The 24,003-nt window shown below is 56.4% G+C and carries 20 protein-coding genes; 19 read left to right on the plus strand and 1 reads right to left on the minus strand.

Going from position 1 to position 24,003, the window contains the following annotated elements:
• The first annotated feature begins 45 nt into the window (after positions 1 to 45).
• The 10 genes from AB8996_RS02610 to AB8996_RS02655 all read left to right on the plus strand — a co-directional run bounded on the left by AB8996_RS02610 (position 46) and on the right by AB8996_RS02655 (position 13,278).
• The gene (locus AB8996_RS02610) at positions 46 to 1,263 is read left to right on the plus strand and encodes a peptidoglycan-binding protein (protein ID WP_369297418.1); all 1,218 of its coding nucleotides are present in this window, start codon (positions 46 to 48) and stop codon (positions 1,261 to 1,263) included.
• 181 nt (positions 1,264 to 1,444) lie between these two features.
• Positions 1,445 to 1,945 (plus strand): GNAT family N-acetyltransferase, encoded by a 501-nt coding sequence (locus AB8996_RS02615; RefSeq protein ID WP_369297419.1) that lies wholly within the window; start codon positions 1,445 to 1,447, stop codon positions 1,943 to 1,945.
• Positions 1,946 to 2,264: 319 nt separating this feature from the next.
• A complete protein-coding gene (gene ectB / locus AB8996_RS02620; RefSeq protein WP_369297420.1) occupies positions 2,265 to 3,530 on the plus strand; it encodes a diaminobutyrate--2-oxoglutarate transaminase in 1,266 nt (421 codons plus the stop codon).
• Positions 3,531 to 3,944: 414 nt separating this feature from the next.
• On the plus strand, positions 3,945 to 5,189 hold the full coding sequence (locus tag AB8996_RS02625; protein ID WP_369297421.1) for a dicarboxylate/amino acid:cation symporter: 1,245 nt from the start codon (positions 3,945 to 3,947) through the stop codon (positions 5,187 to 5,189).
• A 555-nt stretch (positions 5,190 to 5,744) separates the two neighbouring features.
• Entirely contained in the window at positions 5,745 to 6,710 is a 966-nt protein-coding gene (locus AB8996_RS02630) for an ABC transporter permease (protein ID WP_369297422.1), read from the plus strand.
• Between the two features lie 66 nt (positions 6,711 to 6,776).
• Positions 6,777 to 7,685 carry a carbohydrate ABC transporter permease gene (locus AB8996_RS02635; protein WP_369297423.1) on the plus strand — a complete coding sequence of 303 codons (909 nt, stop codon included), beginning with the start codon at positions 6,777 to 6,779 and terminating at the stop codon, positions 7,683 to 7,685.
• A 213-nt stretch (positions 7,686 to 7,898) separates the two neighbouring features.
• Complete coding sequence (locus tag AB8996_RS02640) at positions 7,899 to 9,713, plus strand: hypothetical protein (RefSeq protein WP_369297424.1); 1,815 nt, start codon at positions 7,899 to 7,901, stop codon at positions 9,711 to 9,713.
• A gap of 298 nt (positions 9,714 to 10,011) precedes the next feature.
• Entirely contained in the window at positions 10,012 to 10,950 is a 939-nt protein-coding gene (locus AB8996_RS02645) for an AAA family ATPase (protein ID WP_369297425.1), read from the plus strand.
• Entirely contained in the window at positions 10,950 to 12,059 is a 1,110-nt protein-coding gene (locus tag AB8996_RS02650; protein WP_369297426.1) for a DUF58 domain-containing protein, read from the plus strand. Before AB8996_RS02645 ends, AB8996_RS02650 begins: the two co-directional genes overlap by 1 nt.
• A gap of 1 nt (position 12,060) precedes the next feature.
• Entirely contained in the window at positions 12,061 to 13,278 is a 1,218-nt protein-coding gene (locus tag AB8996_RS02655; protein ID WP_369297427.1) for a hypothetical protein, read from the plus strand.
• A 154-nt stretch (positions 13,279 to 13,432) separates the two neighbouring features.
• Here AB8996_RS02655 and AB8996_RS02660 read toward each other — a convergent pair whose 3' ends face one another.
• A complete protein-coding gene (locus tag AB8996_RS02660) occupies positions 13,433 to 15,034 on the minus strand; it encodes a peptide chain release factor 3 (protein WP_369297428.1) in 1,602 nt (533 codons plus the stop codon).
• A gap of 217 nt (positions 15,035 to 15,251) precedes the next feature.
• Between AB8996_RS02660 and AB8996_RS02665 the strand changes: the two genes are divergently transcribed.
• The 9 genes from AB8996_RS02665 to ispG all read left to right on the plus strand — a co-directional run bounded on the left by AB8996_RS02665 (position 15,252) and on the right by ispG (position 23,968).
• Positions 15,252 to 16,982: a vWA domain-containing protein gene (locus tag AB8996_RS02665; protein ID WP_369297429.1), complete on the plus strand. Its 1,731-nt coding sequence runs from the start codon at positions 15,252 to 15,254 to the stop codon at positions 16,980 to 16,982.
• Between the two features lie 66 nt (positions 16,983 to 17,048).
• On the plus strand, positions 17,049 to 17,195 hold the full coding sequence (locus AB8996_RS02670; RefSeq protein ID WP_369297430.1) for a hypothetical protein: 147 nt from the start codon (positions 17,049 to 17,051) through the stop codon (positions 17,193 to 17,195).
• Between the two features lie 276 nt (positions 17,196 to 17,471).
• Entirely contained in the window at positions 17,472 to 18,182 is a 711-nt protein-coding gene (gene pyrH / locus AB8996_RS02675) for a UMP kinase (RefSeq protein ID WP_369297431.1), read from the plus strand.
• A 59-nt stretch (positions 18,183 to 18,241) separates the two neighbouring features.
• Complete coding sequence (gene frr / locus AB8996_RS02680) at positions 18,242 to 18,796, plus strand: ribosome recycling factor (protein WP_369297486.1); 555 nt, start codon at positions 18,242 to 18,244, stop codon at positions 18,794 to 18,796.
• A 42-nt stretch (positions 18,797 to 18,838) separates the two neighbouring features.
• Positions 18,839 to 19,579, plus strand: coding sequence for an isoprenyl transferase (locus AB8996_RS02685; RefSeq protein ID WP_369297432.1), 741 nt, complete (start codon positions 18,839 to 18,841; stop codon positions 19,577 to 19,579).
• 53 nt (positions 19,580 to 19,632) lie between these two features.
• Complete coding sequence (locus AB8996_RS02690; RefSeq protein WP_369297433.1) at positions 19,633 to 20,454, plus strand: phosphatidate cytidylyltransferase; 822 nt, start codon at positions 19,633 to 19,635, stop codon at positions 20,452 to 20,454.
• Between the two features lie 21 nt (positions 20,455 to 20,475).
• Positions 20,476 to 21,642, plus strand: coding sequence for a 1-deoxy-D-xylulose-5-phosphate reductoisomerase (locus AB8996_RS02695; protein ID WP_369297434.1), 1,167 nt, complete (start codon positions 20,476 to 20,478; stop codon positions 21,640 to 21,642).
• Positions 21,643 to 21,761: 119 nt separating this feature from the next.
• Positions 21,762 to 22,826 carry an RIP metalloprotease gene (locus tag AB8996_RS02700; RefSeq protein WP_369297435.1) on the plus strand — a complete coding sequence of 355 codons (1,065 nt, stop codon included), beginning with the start codon at positions 21,762 to 21,764 and terminating at the stop codon, positions 22,824 to 22,826.
• 98 nt (positions 22,827 to 22,924) lie between these two features.
• Positions 22,925 to 23,968, plus strand: a complete 1,044-nt coding sequence (ispG, locus tag AB8996_RS02705; RefSeq protein WP_369297436.1) for a flavodoxin-dependent (E)-4-hydroxy-3-methylbut-2-enyl-diphosphate synthase — start codon at positions 22,925 to 22,927, stop codon at positions 23,966 to 23,968.
• The last annotated feature ends 35 nt before the right edge of the window (positions 23,969 to 24,003 follow it).

Consider the following 24,003-nt stretch of genomic DNA (forward strand, 5'->3'; position numbering starts at 1 on the left):
TTTTTGAGCGAAGCGTCCTGGTTTCACGGCAAAGGAGAATTTCCGATGAAGTGTAAATTGATTGCAGCGATCCTCTGCGTCCTGCTGAGCGCAAGCGCTTTTGCAGGTTGTTCTCAGGTCAAGGACATGGTGCAGGGCGTGACGACCGGCGGGGAGTTCCCTGTCGAGGTCGAAGGCGTGACCATTTCCGGCAAGCCCCAGAAGGTCGTGGTCCTTTCGCCCGGTCTCGCCGATGTGGTGCTGGCGCTGGGCTATGAAACGCAGCTGGCGGCAGGCAGTGAGGACTGCACCCAGGAGGGTTTGAGCTCACTGGCTAAGGTGAACGGAAACGATTCTCAGGCGGTGATCGACCTTGCGCCGGACCTGGTGCTGGCAAATTCTTTCAGCGATGATATGGCGGCTGCGCTGAGCGGTGCGAATATCTCCGCTCTGGCGCTTTCTCCCGCCACGGACCGGGAAGATTTTGAGCGGCTGTATTCCCAGGTGTCCCAGGCGTTTGCCGGGGGCGGAGCGGGGTACGACGCCGGGATCCAGACCGCCCAGGGAATCTTCACCACGCTGGACGACATCAACCGCATCGTTCCCAAGGAAAAAATAACTACGGCGTGCTATCTTTACGATTTGAACGGCAGCGCTGTGACAGGGGATATGTTTGGCAGCGTCATCATGAGCTACGCCGGCGTAACGAATGTGTTCAAGAGCCTGACTGGCGGTACATATGACTTTGAAAGCCTGCGCATTTCCAATCCCAACGCGATCTTCTGCGCCCCCGGGCTTGCCGACCAGATCCGGCAGGACGAGCGCTTCCAGGGCTTTCAGGCGGTAATGAACAACAATATCTTTGAGATGGAGCCCAGCCTGATGGAGTGGCAGGGGAGAACGGTGGTGACCTCAGCTTATGAGATCAGCGCCGCCTGCTTCCCGGAACTGCTGGAAAGCAGCTCCGCCGCAGCGACAGACCCTACGGATAAAATTGATTCCGCCGTCAGCTCTGCCATGACAAGCTCCGCGCCGGAGGCGGACGTTCCCCGGTATGAAACGCTTCAGCAGGGCGACCAGAACGAGGACGTGCTGGCGATGCAGACCCGCCTGGAGGAGCTGGGCTACCTGGACGTGGAGTACGACGGGCATTATGGCGAGCACACCGCAGGGTGCGTCCGGGAATTTCAAAGGGTGAACGGTCTGAATGAAACGGGCATTGCAAACGATGAGACCCAGAGGGTCCTGTTCTCAGACAACGCGAAGGCTAAAGGCAGCGAATAAAGGAAATAGCGGCATGAAACTGTGGTCGGAAATCAGCCGCAGTTCAGCCCTGTGACCATGACGGGTGCTGCGGGGAACCGCCGTTCTGCGCACGACTGCGCTCAAAGTCAGAGCCGGCAGCAGGCGGTTTATAGGCTTTTGAAAAAGTGCGGCACTGTCTAAATTTGCAGGGAGGAAAATGATGGACTTTGAATTGGTGCAGGTAAAAGAGGAAGAAAAGGAAATCCTCCGCAATCTGCTGGAAAAATATTTGTATGAGTTTTCCCAGTGGGAGTTGAGCGATGTGAACCCCCTGGGGCTTTACGGCTATAGTTATCTGGACAATTACTGGACGGAGAAGAACCGCTGGGCATTTTTTCTCAAGGCGGACGGCAAGCTGGCAGGGCTCGCCATGGTTTGCGATTACCCGGAAGCGGGGAAGACCGATTACTGTATGTCCGAATTCTTTGTCATGCACAAATACCGCCGCTGCGGTTTGGGGAAATGGGCGGTGTTCCAGCTTTTTGACAGATTCAAGGGCACCTGGCAATTGAAACGCCACCCCAAAAACCTCCCCTCCGTCCATTTCTGGGACAAGGTGGTTTCAGAGTACACCGGGGGAAATTACCGCTTGGAAAGCATGGGCGGTGAGGTCGCCTACCCTGACGGCACCCCTGCCGATGTGTTCTTTTTCCAGACCTGAGTTGGGGAGCAGTCCCGAAAAGCGGTTTCAGAACGAAGCTGCGGAACAGGCTTTGCGCCAGCCCTCCGGCACAAAGGAAACGGAAAATGTGAGAAGCAAAACAGCCGCCTTGTTGGGCGGCTGTTTTTTGCGCAAAAAATTTTCTGTCAGGGCTTTCTTTTTTTGAAAGATTATGGTAAACTACAAATCAGGTCAAAATCTATATAGAAAACCATTGACCGATTGCCGCCGGGTTGCGCCCGGCCCCGCGCCGTGAGATCTGCGGCGCGTAGATCGCTGAATCACGGGTCGCTCCGTGGTAGAAAGGATGGTAAACAAAATGACCCAGAACACAAGACCTTTTGAAGAGTACGAATCCGAGGTGCGCTCGTACTGCCGGAACTTCCCCACGGTGTTCACCACCGCCAAGGGACCCTTCCTCTACGATGAGGACGGACGGGAGTATATCGACTTTTTCTGCGGCGCAGGCGGGCTGAATTACGGTCACAACAACGACTATATCAAAGAAAAGGTGGTCGAGTACCTCCAGAGCGACGGCGTGATGCACGCGCTGGATATGTACACCGCCCCCAAGCGGGAGTTCCTCACCTTCTATGAAGAGAAGATTTTGAAGCCCAGAGGGCTGAACTATAAAATACAGTTTCCCGGTCCCACCGGCACCAATGCGGTGGAGGCGGCGCTGAAGCTGGCGAGAAAAGTGAAGAAGCGCCCCGGTATCTTTGCCATGATGGGCGGCTTCCACGGTATGACGTTAGGCTCCGTGGCGCTGACCACCGACGCGGCTTCCCGTGCCGGCGCGGGCGTGCCCCTGACCAACGTGACCCACATTCCCGCGCCCTATATGTTCCCCGAGTTGGACACGCTGAAATATATTGAAACGCTGCTGACCGACGACCATTCCGGCGTGGAGAAGCCCGCCGCCATTATTTTGGAGACCGTCCAGGCGGACGGCGGCATCAATCCCTTCTCTGTGGAGTGGCTCCGTGGCATTCGGGATATCTGCGACCGCCACGACATTTTGATGATCGTGGACGACATTCAGGTGGGCTGCGCCCGGACAGGCTGGTTCTTCTCCTTTGAACGGGCGGACATCGTGCCGGACATCGTCACCCAGTCCAAGTCCATTGGCGGCTACGGAATGCCCTTTGCGCTGGTGCTGTTCAAGCCTGAGCTGGATATCTGGTCGCCCGGCGAGCATAACGGCACCTTCCGCGGCTATCAGCTTTCCATGATCGCCGCCAGGGCTGGGCTGGAGGTCATGCTAAACGAGCACGTGGAGGAAAAGGTGCGGGACAAGGAAAAGATCATTGCCCGGTACATGGAAGAGATCAAAGCCATCGCGCCGGAAAAGATCAAGGTGCGGGGGATCGGCTTTGTCTGGGGCGTAGACCTGTACCACTGCGACCCTGACGGCAAGACCTCCAAGGCGGTGTTGGACGAATGCTTCCGCCACAACCTGATCGTGGAGCGCGTGGGCAGGGGGAATGCCGTCATCAAGGTCATGCCCGAGCTGCTCATCGACGAGGAAACTCTCCGCAGGGGGCTGGACGTGCTGAAAGCGGCGGTCAAGACCGTTGTGGGATAAAGCGGGCTCTGTCAGATACGGAGAGAATCGTCTTGACATTCGCCCCCGCGGCGATTATAATGACAATTAAAATTTCATAGAAAAAGGCAGAGAAGGAAAGAGTACCCTGTAAGAACGCTCCACACGGCGACAGCCGAACGCAGAGAACCCCGGCAGCTGGAAAGGGGAGGGGCAGCAGGCAGGGGAACATGGCTCCGGAGCTGCGTATCAAGGTCCGGCAATTTTTGCAGGATTCAGGTTACGACGGGCAGCCGCCCGTTACAGCGGCAGGCGTTCTATACTTTCATATAAGGACGCTGCGATGAGGTTCCGGCGGCTGCCGGAACGAAAAGAAGTGGTACCACGGTAGAATCCGTCTTCTGTCCTGTTTGCGCAGGACGGAAGGCGGTTATTTTTATTTCAGGAGGGTCAATGATGAAAGAAAAGGGAAAAAACAGGAGCTTCCACATTACAGTGGCGATCTTTATCGGTCTGGTGCTGGGCATCGTGTTCGGGTTCTTCATGCCGGGCAGGTACGAATGGGCTTTGCCCGCGGTGGAGCTTATCAGCGGGGTGTACATGAACGCCCTGCGCATGATGATCTACCCGCTGGTGTTCTGCTCGCTGATCGTGGGCATTCAGGGGATCGGCAGCATTTCCGCCGCGGGAAAGATCGGCGGACAGTCCGTGCTGTATTTTGTCTGCACCACGCTGTTTGCCAGCCTGCTGGGGCTGTTCCTGCCCAAGGCGCTGGGGCTGGGCAGGGGCGTTTCCATCACCATGGCGGAAGCCAATGTGGAAGCCACCCAGTTTACCAGCCTGATGGATACGGTGAAAAACCTGATCCCCGCAAACCCCATTGCGTCCTTTGCCCAGGGTGATATGCTGCAGGTGCTGGTCTTTGCCATCATTATCGGCATTACCTGCCTTGCCGTCGGCAAAAAGGCGGAACCGTTCGTAAAGCTGGCGGGATCTATCAATGAAATTTCCATCAAAGTGGTATCCGTCGTCATGTACTTTACCCCCATCGGCGTGTTCTGCTCCATCGCCTCTGTGGTATATGCTAACGGCACGGCGACCATCGCCGCCCTGGGCAAGGTGCTGATCGCCCTGTACGTCACCATGTTCCTGTACGTGGTGATCCTTTACGGGGGCATGGTAAAGCTCATCGGCAAGTGCGGCCTGCGGAAATTCTTCGGCGCCGTCATGCCCGCAGCGCTGAACGCCTTCGGCACCTGCTCCAGCTCCGCCACCCTGCCCATCAGCAAGCGCTGTACGGACGAGCTGGGGGTTCCCAACGAGATATCCTCCCTGGCGCTGCCCCTGGGCGCGACCATCAATATGGACGCCGTGTCCATCGTCATGTCCTTCATGATCGTATTTTTTGCCAACGCCTGCGGCGTGGAGCTGAGCCTTGGCATGCTGGCGGTGGTGCTGCTCAGCAACACGCTTCTCAGCATCGGCACCCCCGGCGTTCCCGGCGGCGCCATTGCTTCCTTTGCGGCGCTGGCGGCAATTGCCGGGCTCCCTGCCGGTATCATGGGCGTGTACATCAGCATCAATACCCTTTGCGACATGGGCGCCACCTGCTGCAACGTGCTGGGCGACCTTGCCTGCTCCGTCGCCATGAAAGAGACCGTAAAGCTGAAAGCTTCCGGGAAAGCCGAAGGAAAGGAATGATTTTCCGCTCCGTTTTGAAGAAATTTTTGCTTCCCGGCTGCCGCTTGGAGCCCCGCCGATGGGGTAGAAGTTCTGCCGGATCAGGGTTCGGCAAAACGACGAAGGCAAACCGGCGGATTTTGTGTTGTCAAATTGCACAAATGTAAAAAACTCAGGTCAATTTCTCCGCTTTTTGGGGATTTTGACCTGATTTTTTGAAATTTTTGTGACGAAAATTCCTAGAGTTTAAGCGGGTTTAGAGAAAAGTAACAAAAAAGTAACCACTTTTTTCAAGAAAAGGGTGGACTTTTTTGCCTACCTGCTATATAATGAACTACAGAAAAGAAACAACTTTGTGAAAATTGCCGTTACTTTTACCGGCTCGACTGCAGTGCAACGCCCTATGGGCGACACCGTTTAGTGATGCAGGGGCGGGGGAGGGTCGCGGCTCGGCTCATTGACAGAGGAGGGATTGCCAAGAAGTTTTTCTTAGCTGGAGGGGAGCTTTCCCTTGTACTACGAAAAATGGCTGCGACCTTTGCGAGAGAAGCGAGCGGCTAGTTGGGAGTGACGAGATTGAAGAAAGAAAATGCTGCGACCATGCAGAGCCCGGTGAAAAAGCACGGCTTCTTCAAACGGGCGTTAGACCAATGGGACCTGCAGGTGCTGGTTCTTCCCGGCATTATCCTGCTGCTGATTTTCAGTTATCTTCCCATGTACGGCTTGATCATGTCTTTCCAGGAGTTCCACGTCGGCGATTTCCCCGGCATGAGCGAATGGGTGGGCTTCAAGCAGTTCGAGTCCCTGTTTAAGGACCCCGCGTTCTTTAAGACGCTGCGCAACACTCTGGCAATCAGCTTGCTGAAGCTGACCATCGGCTTTGTCTGCCCCATCGTGTTCGCCGTGTTCCTGAACGAAATGCACCAGCAGGGGATCAAGAAAACTGTTCAGACGATCAGCTATCTGCCTCACTTCATTTCCTGGACTGTGTGCGCATTGATGATGTTCGACTTCCTCAGTGCCGACGGCGGCGCTGTCAATGAGATCCTGATGGGTCTTGGCATTATCAAACAGCCCATCGGCTTCTTCCAGGAGGGTAAATACTTCTGGTGGGTCGCCCTCTTTACCGATATCTGGAAAGAGTTGGGCTGGAACTCCATCATCTACATATCTGCCATGGCAGGCGTAGATGCCGAAATGTACGAGGCTGCCGACATCGACGGCGCCACCCGTGCCCAGAAGATGTGGCACATCACCATCAAGGCAATCAAACCTACCATTATCCTTCTCCTTATTATGAATGTCGGCGGCGTGCTGAACGCCAACTTCGACCAGATCATGATGCTCACCAAGAACATGGGCAACGCTCTGCTGAAGGATTATGCCGACGTGATCGACACGTTCGTGTTCCGCTATGGTATTTCCATGGGTCGTGTATCCTTTGCAACAGCGGCAGGCCTCTTTAAGGCTGTGATAAACTTTATCCTTCTGCTGAGCGCTAACTGGATCGCCGACAAAGCGGGCGAGAATGCGTTGTTCTAACAGAATAAGAGAGAAAGGGGGTTCTACCCAATGGCAGAAAACGTAAAAGCAAACAAGCATCATAAGATGAAAGTTAAGAAAGTATTCAGCGATTACGTCATCATTGTTTTGATGGTCGTCATTATGGTCGTAGTCTTCTGCGCTACGCTGTATCCTTTCCTGAACTGTCTGGCGATTTCTCTGAACTACGCTTCCGATACCGCCCGCGGCGGCATCACCATCTTCCCCAGGCAGTTTACATTGGATAACTACAAGAACATTTTCGGCAAGTCCACCATCTGGATGGCATATTTCATCACCTTTGCCCGTACCATCGTTGGTACCTTGGGCGGCTTGCTGGTGACCGGTGCCATGTCTTTCGCCCTTTCCAGAAAGAATCTGGCTGGCAGAAAGGTGTACACCTTCCTTTGCCTGATTCCCATGTACTTCGGCGGCGGTCTGATCCCCACCTACTTCCTGATTAAGACCCTGCACCTGACCAACACCTTCTGGGTATACATTCTGCCCTCGCTGGTCAATATCTGGAACATGATTTTGATGCGCAGCTATTTCTCCTCTTCTGTTCCCGACGCATTGGAGGAATCCGCCCGTATCGACGGCGCCAACTACTTCACGATCTTCTTCAAGATCTACTGGCCCGTATCCACGCCCATCATCGCGACCATCGCTTTGTATTTCGGCGTGTTCCATTGGAACGACTGGTATACTACTTACGTGTATGTTACCGATCCCGCCCTGAAGCCCATGACCTCCATTCTGCTGCAGATCGTCAACGAAGCGTCCTTCGCTGAAAGACTGGCTGCAATGGGCGCAGACGCAAGCGCTATCGGCAACGCTACCATGGGTAAGGCGGTCAACGTCCGTTCCATCACCATGGCGACCATGATCACCTCTATCGTGCCTATCGTTGCGATCTATCCCTTCCTGCAGCGGTACTTCATCAAGGGTATCATGATCGGTTCTATCAAAGGGTGAGCACGTCCCGGTGGCAGACAGCTGCGGAGCACAGGCAGTTTGTTTAAGATATCTAAAAATGTCAAAATTGAAACTTGCTTTTTTCGGCAGCTTCTGTTATGATTGACAGGCTATCCTGTTCCGTTCGGTTCTTAGGGCGCAAGCCCTTGGAATAATATTACTTATTCTTTGCTGAGAGACAGCGAAGAAAACCAATTTAGGAGGATCAGAAAGATGAAAAAAAGAGTTTTGGCTCTGCTCATGGTTCTGTGTCTCGTAGCTGGTGTATTTGCCGGCTGTGGAAACAGCACCACAAGCAGCCAGGGTGGCGCTTCCAGCAATACCCCTGCCAGCACCCCTGCTGAGAGTGGCAACACTTCCAGCACAGCTCCTGTAGCAGCCAGCGGTGGTCCCGCTGACACCAGCGAGCACTACGAGTTCACCACGTACTACAACTACACCGGCTGGAACAAAGAGTTCGGCAAGGACGAGACTTCCCAGTATCTGTGCGATAAGTTCAACATCAGCATGAACTGGTATGGTCCCGACTCCGATCCCGATGCGAAGCTGAACCTGATGGTTTCTTCTGACGACCTGCCCGAGTCCATCATCATGGACCGCAGCCCCCTGTGGATGAAGATAATCCGCGCTGGTTGCCTGCAGGACCTGCAGCAGTACATGTACGAAGGAAACACCTTTGAGCAGGACGTTTCCGACGGCGTGCGCGAGATGCTGAAGGTTGACGGCGGTCTGTACGGTGTTCCCAACTGGTCCCGTAAGGGCGCTACCGGCGGTAACTATCAGTGGATCATCCAGACCGACGCATACAAGGCTGCCGGCTCTCCCAAGCTGGAGACCTTTGAAGACCTGCATCAGTATGCCCTGAAGGTCAAGGATCTGAACCTCAGCTCCTACACCGGTCAGCCCATGTATCCCTTCTGGTGCACCAACACCGATAACGGCTTCTATGTCTATCAGCCTTTCTATCGTGCAACTGGCGCTCCCAACATCGTTCTGAACTACTTCACTCAGGAAGATGGCAAGATCCAGTACTGCCTGGAGAGCGAGAAGTTCGTTTCCGCTCTGAAGGAAGCTAACAAGTGGTACAACGAGGGTCTGTTCACCGCCGAAGTCTTCACCGATAACGGCGACCAGTTCCTGGAGAAAATCACCAATGGTCGTCCCGCTCTGATGTGGTATGACTTCTCTCAGGACTCCATCAACAAGTTCCGTCAGCTCATGCACGAGGCTACCAACAATGCTTCTTCTTACGAAGTTCTGGGTCATAAGGCTGGCTTGCTGCCCGACTATCCCCAGTTCCCCCCGATGGACGGCGTTGAGTTCTGCTACGGCGATGAGACCGGCGGTGTTGGCTGGAACGTGAACTGCATCACCACCAAGGCTACCGATCCCCAGCGTATCTTTGACCTGTGGACCTACATGATCACTCCTGAGTTCTCCGGCATTCTGCAGTATGGTCCTGCCGGCGGCACCATGTGCGATCATTACGAGACTAACGAAGCTGGTCTGCCCATTCCCGTTCTGAAGGACGGCAAGGCAGAGTCTGACTTCAGCACCGCTGAAAAGGACGCCACCGGCGCCTGGTTCTGGTCTCAGCCTGCACAGTCCGACTACGTTGACGGCATCAAGTATGCTCTGAACGACGCTACTCCCGACGAGAAGAAGGACTGGGTTATCGACATTCAGAACCATCTGTGCACCTATGACGAAGAGAATCCTCAGGTTGGTCAGAAGTTCATGACCGACGAGAACACCGCTCTGGATGCTGACATCGACCAGCAGTCCGACCTGGGCGTTGCTTATCAGAGCCTGCAGGATCAGTCCAAGGCTATGCTGCCCAACATCATCATGGCTTCCAGCGATGCCGACTTTGACAAGCTGGTTGCTGATCTGCTGAGCTTTGCCCAGACCAACGGCATGGTTGATCAGGTTAAGGAAGTTCTGCAGACCAAGCATGACGCTAACGTTGCAGCTCAGGGCTACAGCGCTTACAGCGCAGAGTATGACGTTTACAAGCTGAACAAGTAATTTTTCAGATACAATTGTATAACGCATAAGCTAACAGGCGGGCGGATACCTCACGGTATCCGCCCGTTTTTTTACTCGAGAAACTTCTTTCTACTATTATGATCTCCCTGCGCCGACCACATCTCTCATTTGAGATTTCTTTTTCTGCAAACCGTAACCCCGCGACTCGATCCTGTTTTTCGTCAGGGGCGCTTCCCGGGCATTGTGCTTTTCCCGGAAATTTGTTATAATGAACTGGAAAAGCTTGCTGAAATCATGATTGGCAAAATTCAGAGGAAATAGAAAGGCTGGCAAATCTATGGGCACGATACTTTCGTCTATCAAAGAAAATATTGATCGGGTTTTAATTGGGCAGAGCCGCACGGTGGACCTGCTGCTGACCTCGCTGCTGGCAGGCGGGCACGTGCTGGTGGAGGACGTTCCCGGCACGGGCAAGACCGTGCTGGCGCGGTCGCTGGCAAAGTCTGTCAGCGCAGACTTCGGGCGGGTGCAGTTCACCCCGGACCTGCTGCCCTCCGATGTGACGGGCTTAAATTTTTTCGACCCTCAAAAAGCGGAATTTGTCTTCAATCCCGGTCCCGTGTTCTGCAATATCCTGCTGGCGGACGAAATCAACCGCGCCACGCCCCGCACCCAGTCCAGCCTGTTGGAATGTATGGCGGAGGGGCAGGTCACCATTGACGGCGTTACCAGAAAGCTGGGTTCGCCCTTCTTCGTGATCGCGACCCAGAACCCGGTGGAAACGCTGGGTACCTATCCGTTGCCGGAAGCCCAGCTGGACCGCTTCCTCATGCGGATTTCCATGGAAGCCCCCACCCGCGCCCAGGAGGTCGCCATTCTGGAGCGCTTCCGGGAGGAAGAACCGCTGGAGGCCCTGCAGCCCGTCTGTACCAAGGAGGAGATCGTTGCCCTGCGGCAGCAGGTGAGAAAAAATTATGTAAACCCAGCCCTGCTGGATTATATGGCAGCGCTGGCGCAGTCCTCCCGCAGCTTCCGGGGTGTGGAGCTGGGGGTCAGCCCCCGTGGCACGCTGGCGCTGCTCCGGGCGTCCCAGGCATACGCTTTCGTCCAGGGGCGTGAATTTGTCACGCCGGAAGATGTGAAGGCGGTCGCCGTGCCTGTGCTGGCGCACCGCTTGTCCGTCAGCGGCGGGATCAATTCCGTGAAAGCCCAGCAGCAGGCAGTGCAGGAGCTGATGGAGTCCGTTCCCGTTCCCACAGAGGAGTGGGGGAAATAATGGTAATTTTACTACTTGTGCTGCTTTTGGCATTGCTGTTCGTCGCTTTGCGGCTGATTTATGACCATTTTTGGGATAAGGGATTTTCCTGCACTCTGGCATTTCGGGACGATTACGCCACCGAGGGCGAGGTTTCCGCCCTGAAGGAAGTGGTGGTCAACGACAAATTCCTTCCCTTGCCCGCGGTGGAGGTGGACTTCCACATGGACCGGCGGCTGGATTTTACCGACGGGCAGAATTCCGCCGTCAGCGACCAGACCTACCGCCGGGACATTTTCGCGCTTTCCGTGCGGCAGAAGATCACCCGGACGCTGGAATTTTCCTGTCTTGGGCGCGGGTATTTCCAGATCAACGAAGCGGGGCTTACCGCCCGAGACCTGTTCCTCACCCAAAAATATCTGACGTCCCAGCCCCAGCATACGGAATTTTATGTCCTTCCCAAGCCCGTGCCGGGGGAGAAGATCAACGTACCTTTTTCTCATGTGATGGGTACGATCCTGAGCCGCCAAAAGCTGTATGACGACCCCTTTGAGTTTGCTGGGCTGCGGGAATACACCCGCAGCGACCCCATGAAATACATTAACTGGAAGGCTACCGCCCACACCGGGAAAATGCTGACGAACCTGCACGAATCCACCCTGTCCCAGCGGGTTCTGATTTTGCTGGATATGGAGGGCAGGGGCATTCAGCACGCAGACTTCTTAAATGAGTTTTCCGTGCGCATTGCCTGTACCCTGGCGGAAAGGCTGCTCCATGAGGGTGTGGAGCTGGGGCTCTACAGCAACGGTCGCGATGTGCTGGACGGCGGCGACTGGAAGCTGGAAGCGGTGTCCGGCTGGGGCAGCCTGCTGGCGATGAAGAAAAAATTTGCCTGTGTGCAATCGGATAACGACCTGCCGCCCGTTTTCGATTTCCTGCCCGACAGGACGGCGGGGCAGTGGGAGGAAAACCTGCTGGTGCTGGTTTCCCGCAGCCAGCGGCAGGAGACGGTAGACGCTTTTGCCGAAAAGACAGGGAAGGAGCGGGGCATACTGGTGATCCCTTATCAGGTGGAGCACAAGCCGCTGTCCGCTCCGAAAAATGTGGACCTGATCTGGCTGGAGGTGTAGCATGGGCGCGTTCCTGCAAAAGCTGAAACGAAGCCGCCGGGAAATGCTTCTGCGTATCCTCGGCTGGTGCAACTGCGCCCTGATGGCAGCCGTGCTGCTGGCAGGGCTTACGGAGCTGATGGCCTCTCTGGAGCTGACCTCTCTGCCGCCTGATACCGTGTATCTGCGGGGCTTGCTGTTTGCGGTCCCTGCCGGGCTCAGCTATCTTGCGAAAACGAAGCTTCCCGCCCTGTGGCGGTACCTTCTGGCAACGGCGGGGATCGTGGCGCTGTCGTATTTCCTGCTGGGGAACATCGGCGGCGCGGTGCTGGCGTTTATCCTCTGCTTTTTCCGGCTGATGATCCAGGTTGCTGCCGAGGACGAGGACGTTTCCGTCACCGTATTTGACAAGGCTCATTTTGCCTGTCTCATTTTCTTCGGCATAGCCTTTTTTATCAGCGCCGCCGGGGGTATGCCCGTGCTTCAGAGAGCGTCCGTCATTTCTGCTGTGTTCAGCCTGCTGATGTCGATTTTGTATTCCGGCATTCAGCGGGTGGACGGCTATCTGCGCCTGAACCATTCCATCTCCAACCTGCCCACCCGCCGGATTGAGCGGGCGGCGACCGGCGCGGTGCTGGTGATGGTCGCGCTGGTGGCGGTACTGCTGCTGCCGCCGGCGTTTGGCATGTCCGGCGATATCCGAATCGACGTTTCCGGCAAGCAGCATTCCGCGGGATACGTTGCGCCGGAAATTGAGGTGACTGATCCCGCCGGCGTGGCGGAAGCCATGGATCAGATGTACAGCACGCCGTTCCAGCTTCCCCAATGGATCTACCACATCCTGTCCGGCTTGGCGGTGATCGTTGTAACAGCGGCGGCAGTCTATGTCGTGTACTGCATTTCCCGGCGGTTCCGTTCGTCCTACCGGGACAACCAGGACGTGGTGCAGCATTTGGACAGGGACGTTGCCGAGGATTCTCCCGGGGAGAAGCGAAAGAAGCGGGAACGCACCCGGCTGTTTGACCGCTCCCCCAATGCCCTGATCCGCCGGCACTACCGCAAACGGGTGCTGCAAGCCGCAAAGGAAAGACCAAAACAGTGGCACACCCCGGCGGAGCTGGAAGCCGCCGCGGGGATTTCCAACGAAGACCTGCACCGCCTCTATGAAAAAGCCAGATACAGCGGGCTGCCCTGCACCATGGACGATGTGCGGAAAGCCAGGGATTCCTCAAGAGCATAAAAAAACCGCCCGGGCTTCTCAGAAGCCCGGGCGGTTCTATGCAGAAAGCTGAATCAAATTTTCCTATGGAGCCCCGCCGTGGAAGTTTCATTGCACACAAGGGCAAAAAATGAGAAAACCGCAGCCCTTCGTTCATGCTCAGGAGCATAACTTACTAGCCGCGGGAGAACTCTGAAAGCAATAATCCTTCATTGTGCTCCAGCGCCCAGTTGATGCTCCACTGGTTCGAGAACAGCAGCAGGTACCTGCCCTTCATGTCCTGCACCTTTCTGGTGTCGGAGGTCAGGTTCAGCTTTTTCAGGTCGGTTTCGTCAAACTGATTGTCGATCCAGCGGATATGGGAATAGGGCAGACCGCTCATCATGATTTCCACATTGTACTCGTTTTCCATGCGGTATTGGAAGACGTCGAACTGCAGGGTGCCCACCACGCCCACGATGATCTCCTCCATGCCGGAGGCGATTTCCTGAAAGATCTGGATCGCGCCCTCCTGTGCGATCTGGGTAGCGCCCTTGACGAACTGCTTCCGCTTCATGGTGTCCTTTTGGCGCACCAGATTGAACAGCTCCGGCGCGAAGGTGGGGATACCCTCAAATTCCAGCTTTTTCCCCGGGGCGCACAGCGTGTCGCCGATGGAGAACACGCCGGGGTCAAACACGCCGATGATGTCTCCCGCGTAGGCTTCCTCGATGATCTCCCGGCTCTGCGCCATCAGCTGCTGGGGCTGGGAAAGCTTTATTTTCCTGCCGCCCTGCACATGGTCCACTTCCATGCCTTTTTCAAATTTCCCGCTGCAGATACGCAGGAAAGCGATCCTGTCCCGGTGGGCTTTGTTCATGTTTGCCTGAATTTTGAACACAAAGGCGGAGAAATCCTGATCGAAAGGGTCCACTGTGCCCTGCGCCGTGTTCCGGGGCAGGGGCGGGGGCGTCAGCCGCAGGAAGTTTTCCAAAAACGGTTCCACGCCGAAATTCGTCAGGGCAGAGCCGAAGAATACGGGGGACAGCCTGCCGTGGCGCACCTTATCCAAATCAAATTCATAGCCTGCGCCGTCCAGCAGCTCCACATCGTCCTGCAATGTGCCAAACAGAATGTCGCCGATCTCCTGCCGCAGCGCGGGGGAATCCAGCGTGTATTCCGTTTCCTTGACCTCTCTGCGCCCCACGTTTTCCGTTTCCGACTCAAACATGAGCACTTCCTGCTTTTCCCGGTCGTACACGCCCTTGAAATCCCTGCCGGAGCCAATAGGCCAGTTCATGGGATAGGTGCCGATGCCCAGCTCCTTTTCGATCTCGTCCAGCAGATCGTAAGGGCTGCGGGATTCCCGGTCCATCTTGTTGATGAAGGTGAAAATGGGAATGTCCCGCATGACGCAGACCTTAAACAGCTTCCTGGTCTGGGCTTCTACGCCTTTGCCGGCGTCGATGACCATTACGGCACAGTCCGCCGCCATCAGGGTGCGGTAGGTATCCTCGGAAAAGTCCTGGTGCCCGGGGGTGTCCAGAATATTGATGCAATATCCGTCATATTCAAATTGCATGGCGGAGGAGGTCACGGAAATACCTCTCTGCTTTTCAATTTCCATCCAGTCCGATACGGCGTGGCGGGAATTGCGTTTTCCCTTTACCATGCCCGCTAGGGAAATGGCTCCGCCGTACAGCAGGAATTTTTCCGTCAGCGTGGTTTTACCGGCGTCTGGGTGGGAGATGATGGCAAAGGTCCGCCGCCGCTCGATTTCATTTTTATAATCAGCCAAAGCCGTTCAGTCCTTCCAAAAGGTAATGATGCACATACCCAAATAGTATACTATGCTTTCCCTGTTTTAGCAAGACTTTCCGGGCGGGAAGCCGGAGAGTAGGCGGAATAATTTCCCAGTTCCCGTTTCTCCCCGGAAAAATTCTGCCGAATGCCCTGCTTTGACAGATTTCCTGCTTTTTCAGTGGTATGCTGAATCGGAAACAGGGGGGATTGCCATGAAATCCGGAATCAGTCGGTTTTTCTTTTGCCTGCTGCTGGCAGCGGCTTGTTTGAGCCAGCCCGTGCGGGCAGTGTCGCCGGATTACGAAGCCGGGGTGCGGGGCAGCAGGACAGTCGCGGTGCGGAACGAAGCCCAGCGCAGCTTTCAGCTGAGCTACCGCGTGTGGAGCGAGGATTGGGTCTGCGAAAAGGCGCAGCCCAGCCGGGTGATCCTGCTGCTGGAGGAAGCCGCCTGCCGGAAAGACAGCGTGAAAAGCGGCATTGAAAATTTTCTGGAAAGCTTCCGGGAGCTTTCGCCACAATCCCAGATAGGCATTGTGGTGTTCGGAAAAGCCTGCACCGCCGTGCCGCTTACGGGATTGAGCGACGAGGGCGTGAAAACTTTAAAGGAAGCGGTGGAAAGCATTGCTTCCGGGCAAGGGGAGGAAAAAACCTATTCCAAAGCGCTGCAAAAGGCGCAGGAGCTGCTGAAGCAGAGCGGAACGGCAGAAGCAGGTTCGCCTGGAACCATCCCGGTCTCCCTTGTCACCCTCACCGCCGGGGACTGGCTGGAGGAGGGCGACAGCGCCCTGACGGAGCTGCAGGTCCTGCGGAGCTTGGGAGTGAGGAGCTACACCGTTTCCCTTTTCAGCGATCCGGGGCAGGAGGAGGAAGAATTTTGGCAGTCCCTGTCCTCCGTGCCCCTGTCCACCCATCACTATCTTTGCGGCGATGAGCCGGAAAACTGCCTGAGCCAGATCCAGCGGGACATTGCCGCCGTGCTGACGGTAGAGGTCATGGAGCAGCTGGACCCGCGGTTCACCCTCAGCAAAAGCGAGCAGCTCCGATTGAGCCGGGCGGGGGCGCATTTAGCAGAGGAGGGCGCGTGGAAGATTTCCTGGCAGGTCTCCCTGCCCCGCCGGGAAAGCTCCCCTTGGGAAGCGGGGGTGACCGTTCTTCCCCGGGAAAGCTTTTCCGGGGGAAATGACGTGCCCCTCAGCAGGGAGGGCAGCGGGCTGTACCGCGCAGGAAAGGAATTTTTGTCCTTTTCCCCCGTCTATGCCAATGTGCCGCTGTCTTTGGAATTGGCAGACTATGACGCGGAGCTGTTTTTAGGAGAAAGGGTAAAAACCAGCTACCAAAAGAAAAGCGTGGAGGAGCTGCTGCTTGCCACCCCTGTGCCGGAGTGGTTCGGCAGGGGCAAAACCGGGGACTTCTCCTATTTTTGGGAAACGGAATCAGGCGGTTCGATCGGCTCCCTGCGACAGCTGAATCAACTGCAGCCCCAGCACGATATAAACTATCGCCTTCGGGTGACCTACCGCCCGGATTCTCCGGGTCTTCTGGGGGTGGGGGAGCCGGTGCCCGTGACCGAGCGCTCTGCCCTGTATCGGATCAAATTAGTTTCCGGCAGCCTGCGGATCCGGGCGAAGACCGGGGCGGGGGTAGAGCTGGACGGAAACTCCTCCATGAAATTCCGCCTGGAGGGGAACAACGGCATTTTGCGCCGCTGCACCGCGAAGCTGGAAGCCGACCCGGAAAGCGGCAGGCTTTTTCTGGAGGGAGAAGCCACAAATCTGCCTTACGGCGTGTACACGGTCTTCCCGGAAGCGGGAGAATTTTCCTGCGCGGAAGCGGTACAGACCTGCCGCCTGGGCGTTTGGGAGCGGGACGACACCGTAAGCCCCCAAAGGAAATCCGCCAAAGCCGATTTTACGCTTGTCCCCCCAAAAGCCCCCCGGGAATAGGGACAGATTCTCCTGGAATACAATCTGATGTGAGGAAACCATATGATGCTTGAGGAAGGATTGCCGATGTACCTTGCAATACTGGGAGCCTATGTGGCGCTGACAGTGGGGATATGTTCCCTGCTGGCATGGCGGGGCAGCCGCCGCCACGCCCCCAAAAACAAAAAATCAGGGCTCGACAGGGGAGAGACCCATGTCGGGACAAAATCGTAGCTTGCCTGAAGATACCGAAAAGCTGGCGGAAAAATATTTTTTGAATGGGATATCGAAACAGAAAACGGAGGAGTTTTGTAAAAGGGGGCTTGGATAGTCCCCTTTCGTTTTTTTGATCCCCTTCGCAGGGCAAAAAGTTTTTTATCTCCGCGAAACCCGTCAAAATCTGAAAAACTTTTCCTTCTTCCCACCCTATACCCTGAGTTTGGACTTTACAAAGACTGGGATATCATGTAAAATGGAAACGAATATAATTCCCAGAAACGGAGCGATACTATGACACCGAAATATAAGAGAGTTTTATTGAAGCTCAGCGGAGAATCCCTGGCGGGAAATCAGGGACACGGCATTGATTTTGACACCGTGCTGGACATCTGCAAGCCGGTGAAGCAGTGTGTGGACATGGGCGTGGAAATGGCGATCGTAGTAGGCGGCGGAAACTTCTGGCGCGGGCGCAGCAGCGGCAAAATGGACCGCACCAGAGCCGACCATATGGGAATGCTCGCCACGGTGATCAACGCCCTGGGCGTGGCGGACGCCTTGGAGCAGCTGGGGCTTGATGTGCGGGTGCAAACCGCCATCGCCATGCAGGAGGTGGCGGAGCCTTATATCCGCAACCGCGCGGTGCGCCATCTGGAAAAGGGCAGGGTGGTGGTATTTGGCTGCGGCACAGGCAATCCCTTTTTCTCCACGGATACGGGCGCGGCGCTGCGGGCGGCGGAGATCGACGCAGACGTGATCCTGAAAGCCACTATGGTGGACGGCGTGTACGACAGCGACCCCAGGAAAAACCCCAACGCCGTGAAGTATGATTCCCTGTCCTATATGGACGTGCTGAACCGTAATCTGGGCGTGATGGATATGACGGCGGCGTCCTTCTGCAAGGACAGGGAGATTCCCTTCCTCGTGTTCAGTATCGGAGACCCTCAGAATATCGTCCGTGCCGTTTCCGGCGAAGCGGTGGGCACTCTGGTGGTGAGCCGTTGATCGTTGTTCAAACTGGGACCTGATTTTATCAAAGAAAGGAAGAACTTTACATGGCAGAAATGAAGGAAGTTTTTGAGCGGACGGAAACCAAAATGACCAAGTCCATTGAACATCTGGAGGAGGAATACGCCGCTGTCCGCGCGGGGCGCGCCAACCCCGCCGTGCTGGACAGGATCACCGTGGACTACTACGACACTCCCACGCCCATCAATCAGCTGGCGGCGGTGGCGGTGTCCGAAGCCCGCGTGCTGACGATCCAGCCCTGGGACATTTCCGTGCTGCGGAACATTGAAAAGGCGATCCAGACCTCCGATCTTGGCGTGAACCCGCAGAATGACGGCAAGATCATCCGTCTGGTGTTCCCGCCCCTCAATGAGGAGCGCCGCCGGGAGCTGGCGAAGGAGATCAGCAAAATGGCGGAGGAAGCCAAGGTGGCGATCCGCGCCATTCGCCGAGACGCCATCGAAAAGCTGAAGGACATGAAGAAAAACGGCGACCTGACCGAGGACGACCAGAAGCAGGGCGAGAAGAAGGTCCAGGACCTGACCGACAAGTATGTGAAAAATGCGGACGCCTGCTTCCAGCGCAAGGAAAAGGAGATCATGGAGATTTAGCGCTCCCGGGTCTTTGGCAGGGAACCCCGAAAGGAAACAGCTATGTGGTTTCGTAAAAAGCACGCTTCCAGGCAGGAAGAGGAACAAAAGCTTCCCACCCATGTGGGGATCATTATGGACGGCAACGGCAGGTGGGCAAAGCAGCGCCGCCTGCCCCGTTCTGCCGGGCACAGGGCAGGAGCGCAGAATTTCCGCACCATTACGCGCTATGCTTCTAAAATCGGCATCAAATATCTGACGGTATATGCCTTTTCCACGGAAAACTGGTCCCGCCCGCCGGAAGAGGTCAGCGCCCTGATGGGGCTTTTCAAGGATTATCTGGAAGAAGCCCTCCGGGATTTCATGGACGAGAATATCCGGGTGCGCTTTATCGGCGATGTTTCCGCCTTTTCGCCGGAGCTGCAGGCGCTGATCCACGAGGTGGAGGAGGCTTCCGCCCCCAAAACCGGCATGGTGCTGAACCTGGCGATGAATTACGGCGGCAGAGACGAGCTGGTGCGCGCGGCGAAGCTTTTCGCCGAAGACGTAAAGGCGGGAAAAAAGCAGCCGGGGGATCTGACCCCGGAGCAGCTGTCCCAGTACCTCTACACCGCCGGGCAGCCGGACCCGGATTTAATTATTCGCCCCAGCGGGGAGCAACGGCAGTCCAATTTTCTGCTGTGGCAGAGCGCCTATGCGGAATTTGTCTATTTCGATATCCTTTGGCCGGACTTCAAGCCCGAGGATTTTGACGAAGCCATTCGTATCTATTCCCACCGCCAGCGGAGGTTCGGCGGCGTATAGCCCCGCTGGAGCATTGCTCCTGCGGGAGAACCACAAACAAAGGAAGTATGGAAATGAAGCAGCGCGTTCTGTCAGGGGCTGTTCTGGTCCTGTTCTGTGTGGCTATCATCGTGTTCAATACCTCGTTCCCACTGGCGCTCAATATCGCGGTGGCTCTGATTTCCCTTATTGCCATGCACGAAATCGTGAAAGCTATGGGGTTGGAAAAGAAATGGTTCCTGTGCCTGCCGTCTCTGGCGGCAGCCGCTGCGGTCCCCTTTTGCGAGGGGGACCTGCAGCTTCTCGTTTATGCCATTTTCACGGCGCTGGTGTTCACTGCCATGCTCCTCTATCACAAGGAGACCTCTTTTAAGGAGGTGGGCGTGCTGTACAGCATGGTGGTGCTGATCCCATCGGCGCTGCAATGCCTGGTCGCCCTGCGGGACCTGAACCCCGCCCACGGAATGTATTATGTGCTGATCGCCGTGTTCTCCGCCTGGGTGGCGGACGCCGGCGCCTATTTTGCCGGCACGTTTTTCGGCAAGCACAAGCTTTGCCCGGAGATCAGCCCCAAAAAGACAGTGGAGGGCGCCATCGGCGGAATGCTGGTGAATGTGCTGTTCATGGTGCTCAGCGGCGTGGTGCTGTCGCAGGGAATGTACCACGGCACGGTGCAGGCGCACTATCTGCCCCTGGTTTTGGTGGGGCTTTTCGGCTCTCCCATTTCCATTTTGGGCGATCTGAGCTTTTCGCTCATCAAGCGCAGCTGCAATATCAAGGATTTCGGCTCATTGATTCCCGGACACGGCGGTATTTTGGACCGCTTCGACAGCGTGATCTTTACAGCGCCTTTCGTTTATTTGCTGGTGAGCTGGCTGCCGCTGGTGACGGGATAATTTTGCGGAACAGGGGAGGGTATGGCATTGAAGCATCTGGTCTTGCTGGGGTCTACAGGCTCCATCGGCACGCAGACCCTGGACGTGGTCCGCGGGCTTGCCCATACGGATAGCCCCATACAGATAGCGGTGCTGGCGGCGCACTCCAACGCAAGGCTGCTGGAAGAGCAGGTGCGGGAATTTCGCCCTGCCGCCGCGGTTTTGTTTGACCCTGCCGCCGCCAAAGAGCTGCGGGACAGGACCCGGGACTTGGATTTGACCGTGCTGGAAGGCATGGAGGGGCTTTGTCAGGCGGCTGCGTGGGAACCGGCGGACATCGTCTTGAACGCCGTTGTGGGCATGGTGGGCTTGCGCCCCACCCTTTCCGCAATCGCCGCAAAAAAGACGCTGGCGCTTGCAAACAAGGAAACACTGGTTGCCGGCGGCAGCCTTGTGATGGAAGCGGCGCGGAAAAATAACGTGAAAATTCTGCCGGTGGACAGCGAGCATTCCGCCATTTTCCAGTGTTTGCAGGGCTGCCGGTCGGAAAAAGATTTGAAAAAACTGATCCTCACCGCTTCCGGCGGTCCTTTTTTCGGGAAAACGCGGGAAGAATTAAAAGAGATCACCCCGGAGCAGGCGCTGCGCCACCCCAATTGGGACATGGGCGCAAAAGTGACCATAGATTCTGCTACCATGATGAACAAGGGGCTGGAGGTCATCGAAGCCTCGTGGCTGTTCCATATGCCGCCGGAGCGTATCGACGTGGTGGTGCACCGGGAAAGCATCGTCCATTCCCTCATCGAATATCGGGACCATTCCGTCCTTGCCCAGATGGGCGTGCCGGATATGCGGATTCCCATTCAATATGCTTTGACTTACCCCCGGCGGTTCCCTTCCCCGGTGCAGGAACTGGAGCTGTGGAAGCAGGGGAGCCTGACCTTCTTTGAGCCGGACGGGGAGACTTTCCGCTGCCTGCCCGTGTGTATCGCGACACTGAAACGGGGCGGGCTTGCCCCTGCCGCTGCCAACGGCGCCAACGAGGCGGCGGTGGAGCTGTTCTTACAGAAAAAAATTTCTTTCTTGGAAATTGGAGAACTGGTCGCCGCCGCGGTGCGGCACCAGCCGGACGTTCCCGCGGATTCTCTGGACGCCGTGCTGGCGGCTGACGAAAGCGCCCGGCGCTATGTGCAGTCGCTGACAGGATAGACGCTGGATTCTGGATACTAGATGTTAGAAAGGTCAAAAGCCCGTGGTCGGGTGCTTCCCCTGTGGTTTGCACAAGGAAGCTTCTCGATTGCCCGGCGCAGCCGTAAGGAGATGATTTTTTGCACGCTTTGATGATTGCCGGATTGATCGTAATTGGTGTTTTGCTCTTTGGCTTTGTCATTTTTTTCCACGAGCTGGGGCATTTTCTTTTAGCAAAGGCAGGCGGGATACTGGTCTACGAGTTTTCCATCGGCATGGGTCCCAAGCTGTTCCAATTTAAGAAGGGGGATACCCAGTACACCCTGCGGCTGTTTCCCATCGGCGGCTACTGCGCCATGGGCGAGGACGAGGAAAGCACCGATGAGCGGGCGTTTTCCAATAAGCCTGTTTGGCGGCGCATTTTGGTAATTATCGCCGGCGGCGTGTTCAATATCATTCTGGGCTTTTTCCTCATGCTCATCGTGCTGGGGCAGCAGGATACCTACGCCACTACCACCATCGCGAAATTTGCCGAGGATTCCCGGCTGGAAATTGCCGGGGCGCAGGTAGGAGACCAGATTTTGGAGATAGACGGCTACGCCGTCTACACGGACAGGGATCTTTCCTTTGCGCTGGCGCTGGCGGACCCCACCGAGGTTTCCATGAAGGTGCGGCGCGATGGAAAAAAGGTGGATTTGGGCACCTTTTCTCTTGCCGGAGAAGTGGGGGAGGACGGCAAGCCCGTCATCTCCATGGATTTCTGGGTGCAGCCGGAAGCGCGGACCTTCTGGGGGCTGGTGCGCCGTTCCGCCGTGGATACGTTTTCCATGGCAAGAATGGTGCTGGAATCCTTAAAGGGCATTGTTTCCGGCAGGTTTGGATTAAATGACATTGCCGGTCCCGTGGGCACGGCGCAGGTCATCTCCCAGGCGGCAAGCGCCGGGCTGGCGGAGGGCTTTGGTCAGGCGGTGAACAATATCGTCATGATGATTATTCTGATTACCGTGAATCTGGGCGTGGTGAACCTTCTGCCCCTGCCTGCTCTGGACGGCGGCAGGCTGCTGTTCCTGATCTGGGAGGGGATCACCAGAAAGCCGGTCCCGCAGAAATACGAGGGCTATGTCCACGCGGTGGGCTTTATTCTGCTGATGGTGCTGATGGTGGTCATCACATTCAGCGATATCCTGCGGCTGTTCCGCGGGTAGCGTGCCTGGCAGCGCATGGACGGGAAAATATTCCCCGGCGCTGCTTATCGGTATCCGATACCTGGCAAAGAGTTATCAGTAGGAAAAGAGGAATGGAAATGAGAAGGAATGCGTTGCAGGTCATGGTGGGGAATGTCCCGGTGGGCGGCGGCGCGCCAGTTTCGGTGCAGTCCATGCTCAGCGTGCCCTCCGACGATGTGCAGGGGAACGTGGCGCAGGCGGTGCGCCTGGAACAAGCGGGCTGCCAGATCCTGCGGGTGGCGGTCCCTGACCGGGAGGCTGTCCGGCTGATCCCGGCGATCAAGGAGAAAATTTCCATTCCGCTGGTGGCGGATATTCATTTCGACTATAAGCTGGCGCTGGAAGCTGCCGCCGCCGGAATCGATAAAATTCGGATCAACCCCGGCAATATCGGGTCGGACGATCGCGTCAAGGCCGTGGCGGACGCCTGCCGCAGCCGGAAAATCCCCATTCGCGTGGGGGTGAACGACGGCTCGCTGGAAAAGCACATTCTGGCAAAATATGGGCACCCCACGGCGGAGGCGCTGTGTGAAAGCGCCCTTTACCATGCCTCTCTGCTGGAAAAATTTGATTTTACGGATATCGTTATTTCCATGAAGGCTTCCTCCGTGGAGCGCAGCATAGAAGCTTACGAGTTGGCGGCTCAGCGGTGCCGGTACCCGCTGCATTTGGGGATCACCCACGCGGGAACGGCGCGCATGGGGCTGATAAAATCCGCCATTGGTATCGGCGGGCTGCTGCAGCGCGGCATTGGGGATACCCTGCGGGTGTCCCTGACAGACGACCCGGCAGAGGAAGTGCGCACGGGCATAGATATTTTGAAAGCGCTGGACCTTCGCGGCGGGGTAAAGGTCGTCGCCTGCCCCACCTGCGGCAGAACCAGAATCAATTTGATCCCGCTTGCCAATCAGGTGGAAGAAGCCCTGTCGTCCTGCAAGAAGGATATCACAGTGGCGGTCATGGGCTGTGCGGTAAACGGACCGGGAGAAGCCAGGGAAGCCGATTTGGGCATTGCCGGCGGCAAGGGAGACGGGCTGCTGTTCCGAAAAGGGAAAATCCTGCGCAAGGTGCCGGAGGAACGGCTGCTGCCGGAGCTTCTGGCAGAGGTGGACAAGCTGTAACAGACAGAGAAAAAGTGGTGAGGAGTACAGTCGCA

It is taken from the genome of uncultured Neglectibacter sp. (genome assembly GCA_937958185.1).
Classification (GTDB): Bacteria; Bacillota; Clostridia; order Oscillospirales; family Acutalibacteraceae; genus Acutalibacter.

What these genes read in the sequence shown, in the direction of transcription:
- AB8996_RS02685 (WP_369297432.1), top strand. Translation starts at nt 18,839, where the DNA reads ATGTGGTTTCGTAAAAAGCACGCTTCCAGGCAGGAAGAGGAACAAAAG.
- AB8996_RS02655 (WP_369297427.1), top strand. Translation starts at nt 12,061, where the DNA reads ATGGGCGCGTTCCTGCAAAAGCTGAAACGAAGCCGCCGGGAAATGCTT.
- AB8996_RS02690 (WP_369297433.1), top strand. Translation starts at nt 19,633, where the DNA reads ATGAAGCAGCGCGTTCTGTCAGGGGCTGTTCTGGTCCTGTTCTGTGTG.
- AB8996_RS02645 (WP_369297425.1), top strand. Translation starts at nt 10,012, where the DNA reads ATGGGCACGATACTTTCGTCTATCAAAGAAAATATTGATCGGGTTTTA.
- AB8996_RS02610 (WP_369297418.1), top strand. Translation starts at nt 46, where the DNA reads ATGAAGTGTAAATTGATTGCAGCGATCCTCTGCGTCCTGCTGAGCGCA.
- AB8996_RS02635 (WP_369297423.1), top strand. Translation starts at nt 6,777, where the DNA reads ATGAAAGTTAAGAAAGTATTCAGCGATTACGTCATCATTGTTTTGATG.
- ispG (WP_369297436.1), top strand. Translation starts at nt 22,925, where the DNA reads ATGAGAAGGAATGCGTTGCAGGTCATGGTGGGGAATGTCCCGGTGGGC.
- AB8996_RS02670 (WP_369297430.1), top strand. Translation starts at nt 17,049, where the DNA reads ATGTACCTTGCAATACTGGGAGCCTATGTGGCGCTGACAGTGGGGATA.
- AB8996_RS02625 (WP_369297421.1), top strand. Translation starts at nt 3,945, where the DNA reads ATGAAAGAAAAGGGAAAAAACAGGAGCTTCCACATTACAGTGGCGATC.
- frr (WP_369297486.1), top strand. Translation starts at nt 18,242, where the DNA reads ATGAAGGAAGTTTTTGAGCGGACGGAAACCAAAATGACCAAGTCCATT.
- AB8996_RS02695 (WP_369297434.1), top strand. Translation starts at nt 20,476, where the DNA reads ATGGCATTGAAGCATCTGGTCTTGCTGGGGTCTACAGGCTCCATCGGC.
- pyrH (WP_369297431.1), top strand. Translation starts at nt 17,472, where the DNA reads ATGACACCGAAATATAAGAGAGTTTTATTGAAGCTCAGCGGAGAATCC.
- AB8996_RS02665 (WP_369297429.1), top strand. Translation starts at nt 15,252, where the DNA reads ATGAAATCCGGAATCAGTCGGTTTTTCTTTTGCCTGCTGCTGGCAGCG.
- AB8996_RS02650 (WP_369297426.1), top strand. Translation starts at nt 10,950, where the DNA reads ATGGTAATTTTACTACTTGTGCTGCTTTTGGCATTGCTGTTCGTCGCT.
- AB8996_RS02615 (WP_369297419.1), top strand. Translation starts at nt 1,445, where the DNA reads ATGGACTTTGAATTGGTGCAGGTAAAAGAGGAAGAAAAGGAAATCCTC.
- ectB (WP_369297420.1), top strand. Translation starts at nt 2,265, where the DNA reads ATGACCCAGAACACAAGACCTTTTGAAGAGTACGAATCCGAGGTGCGC.
- AB8996_RS02640 (WP_369297424.1), top strand. Translation starts at nt 7,899, where the DNA reads ATGAAAAAAAGAGTTTTGGCTCTGCTCATGGTTCTGTGTCTCGTAGCT.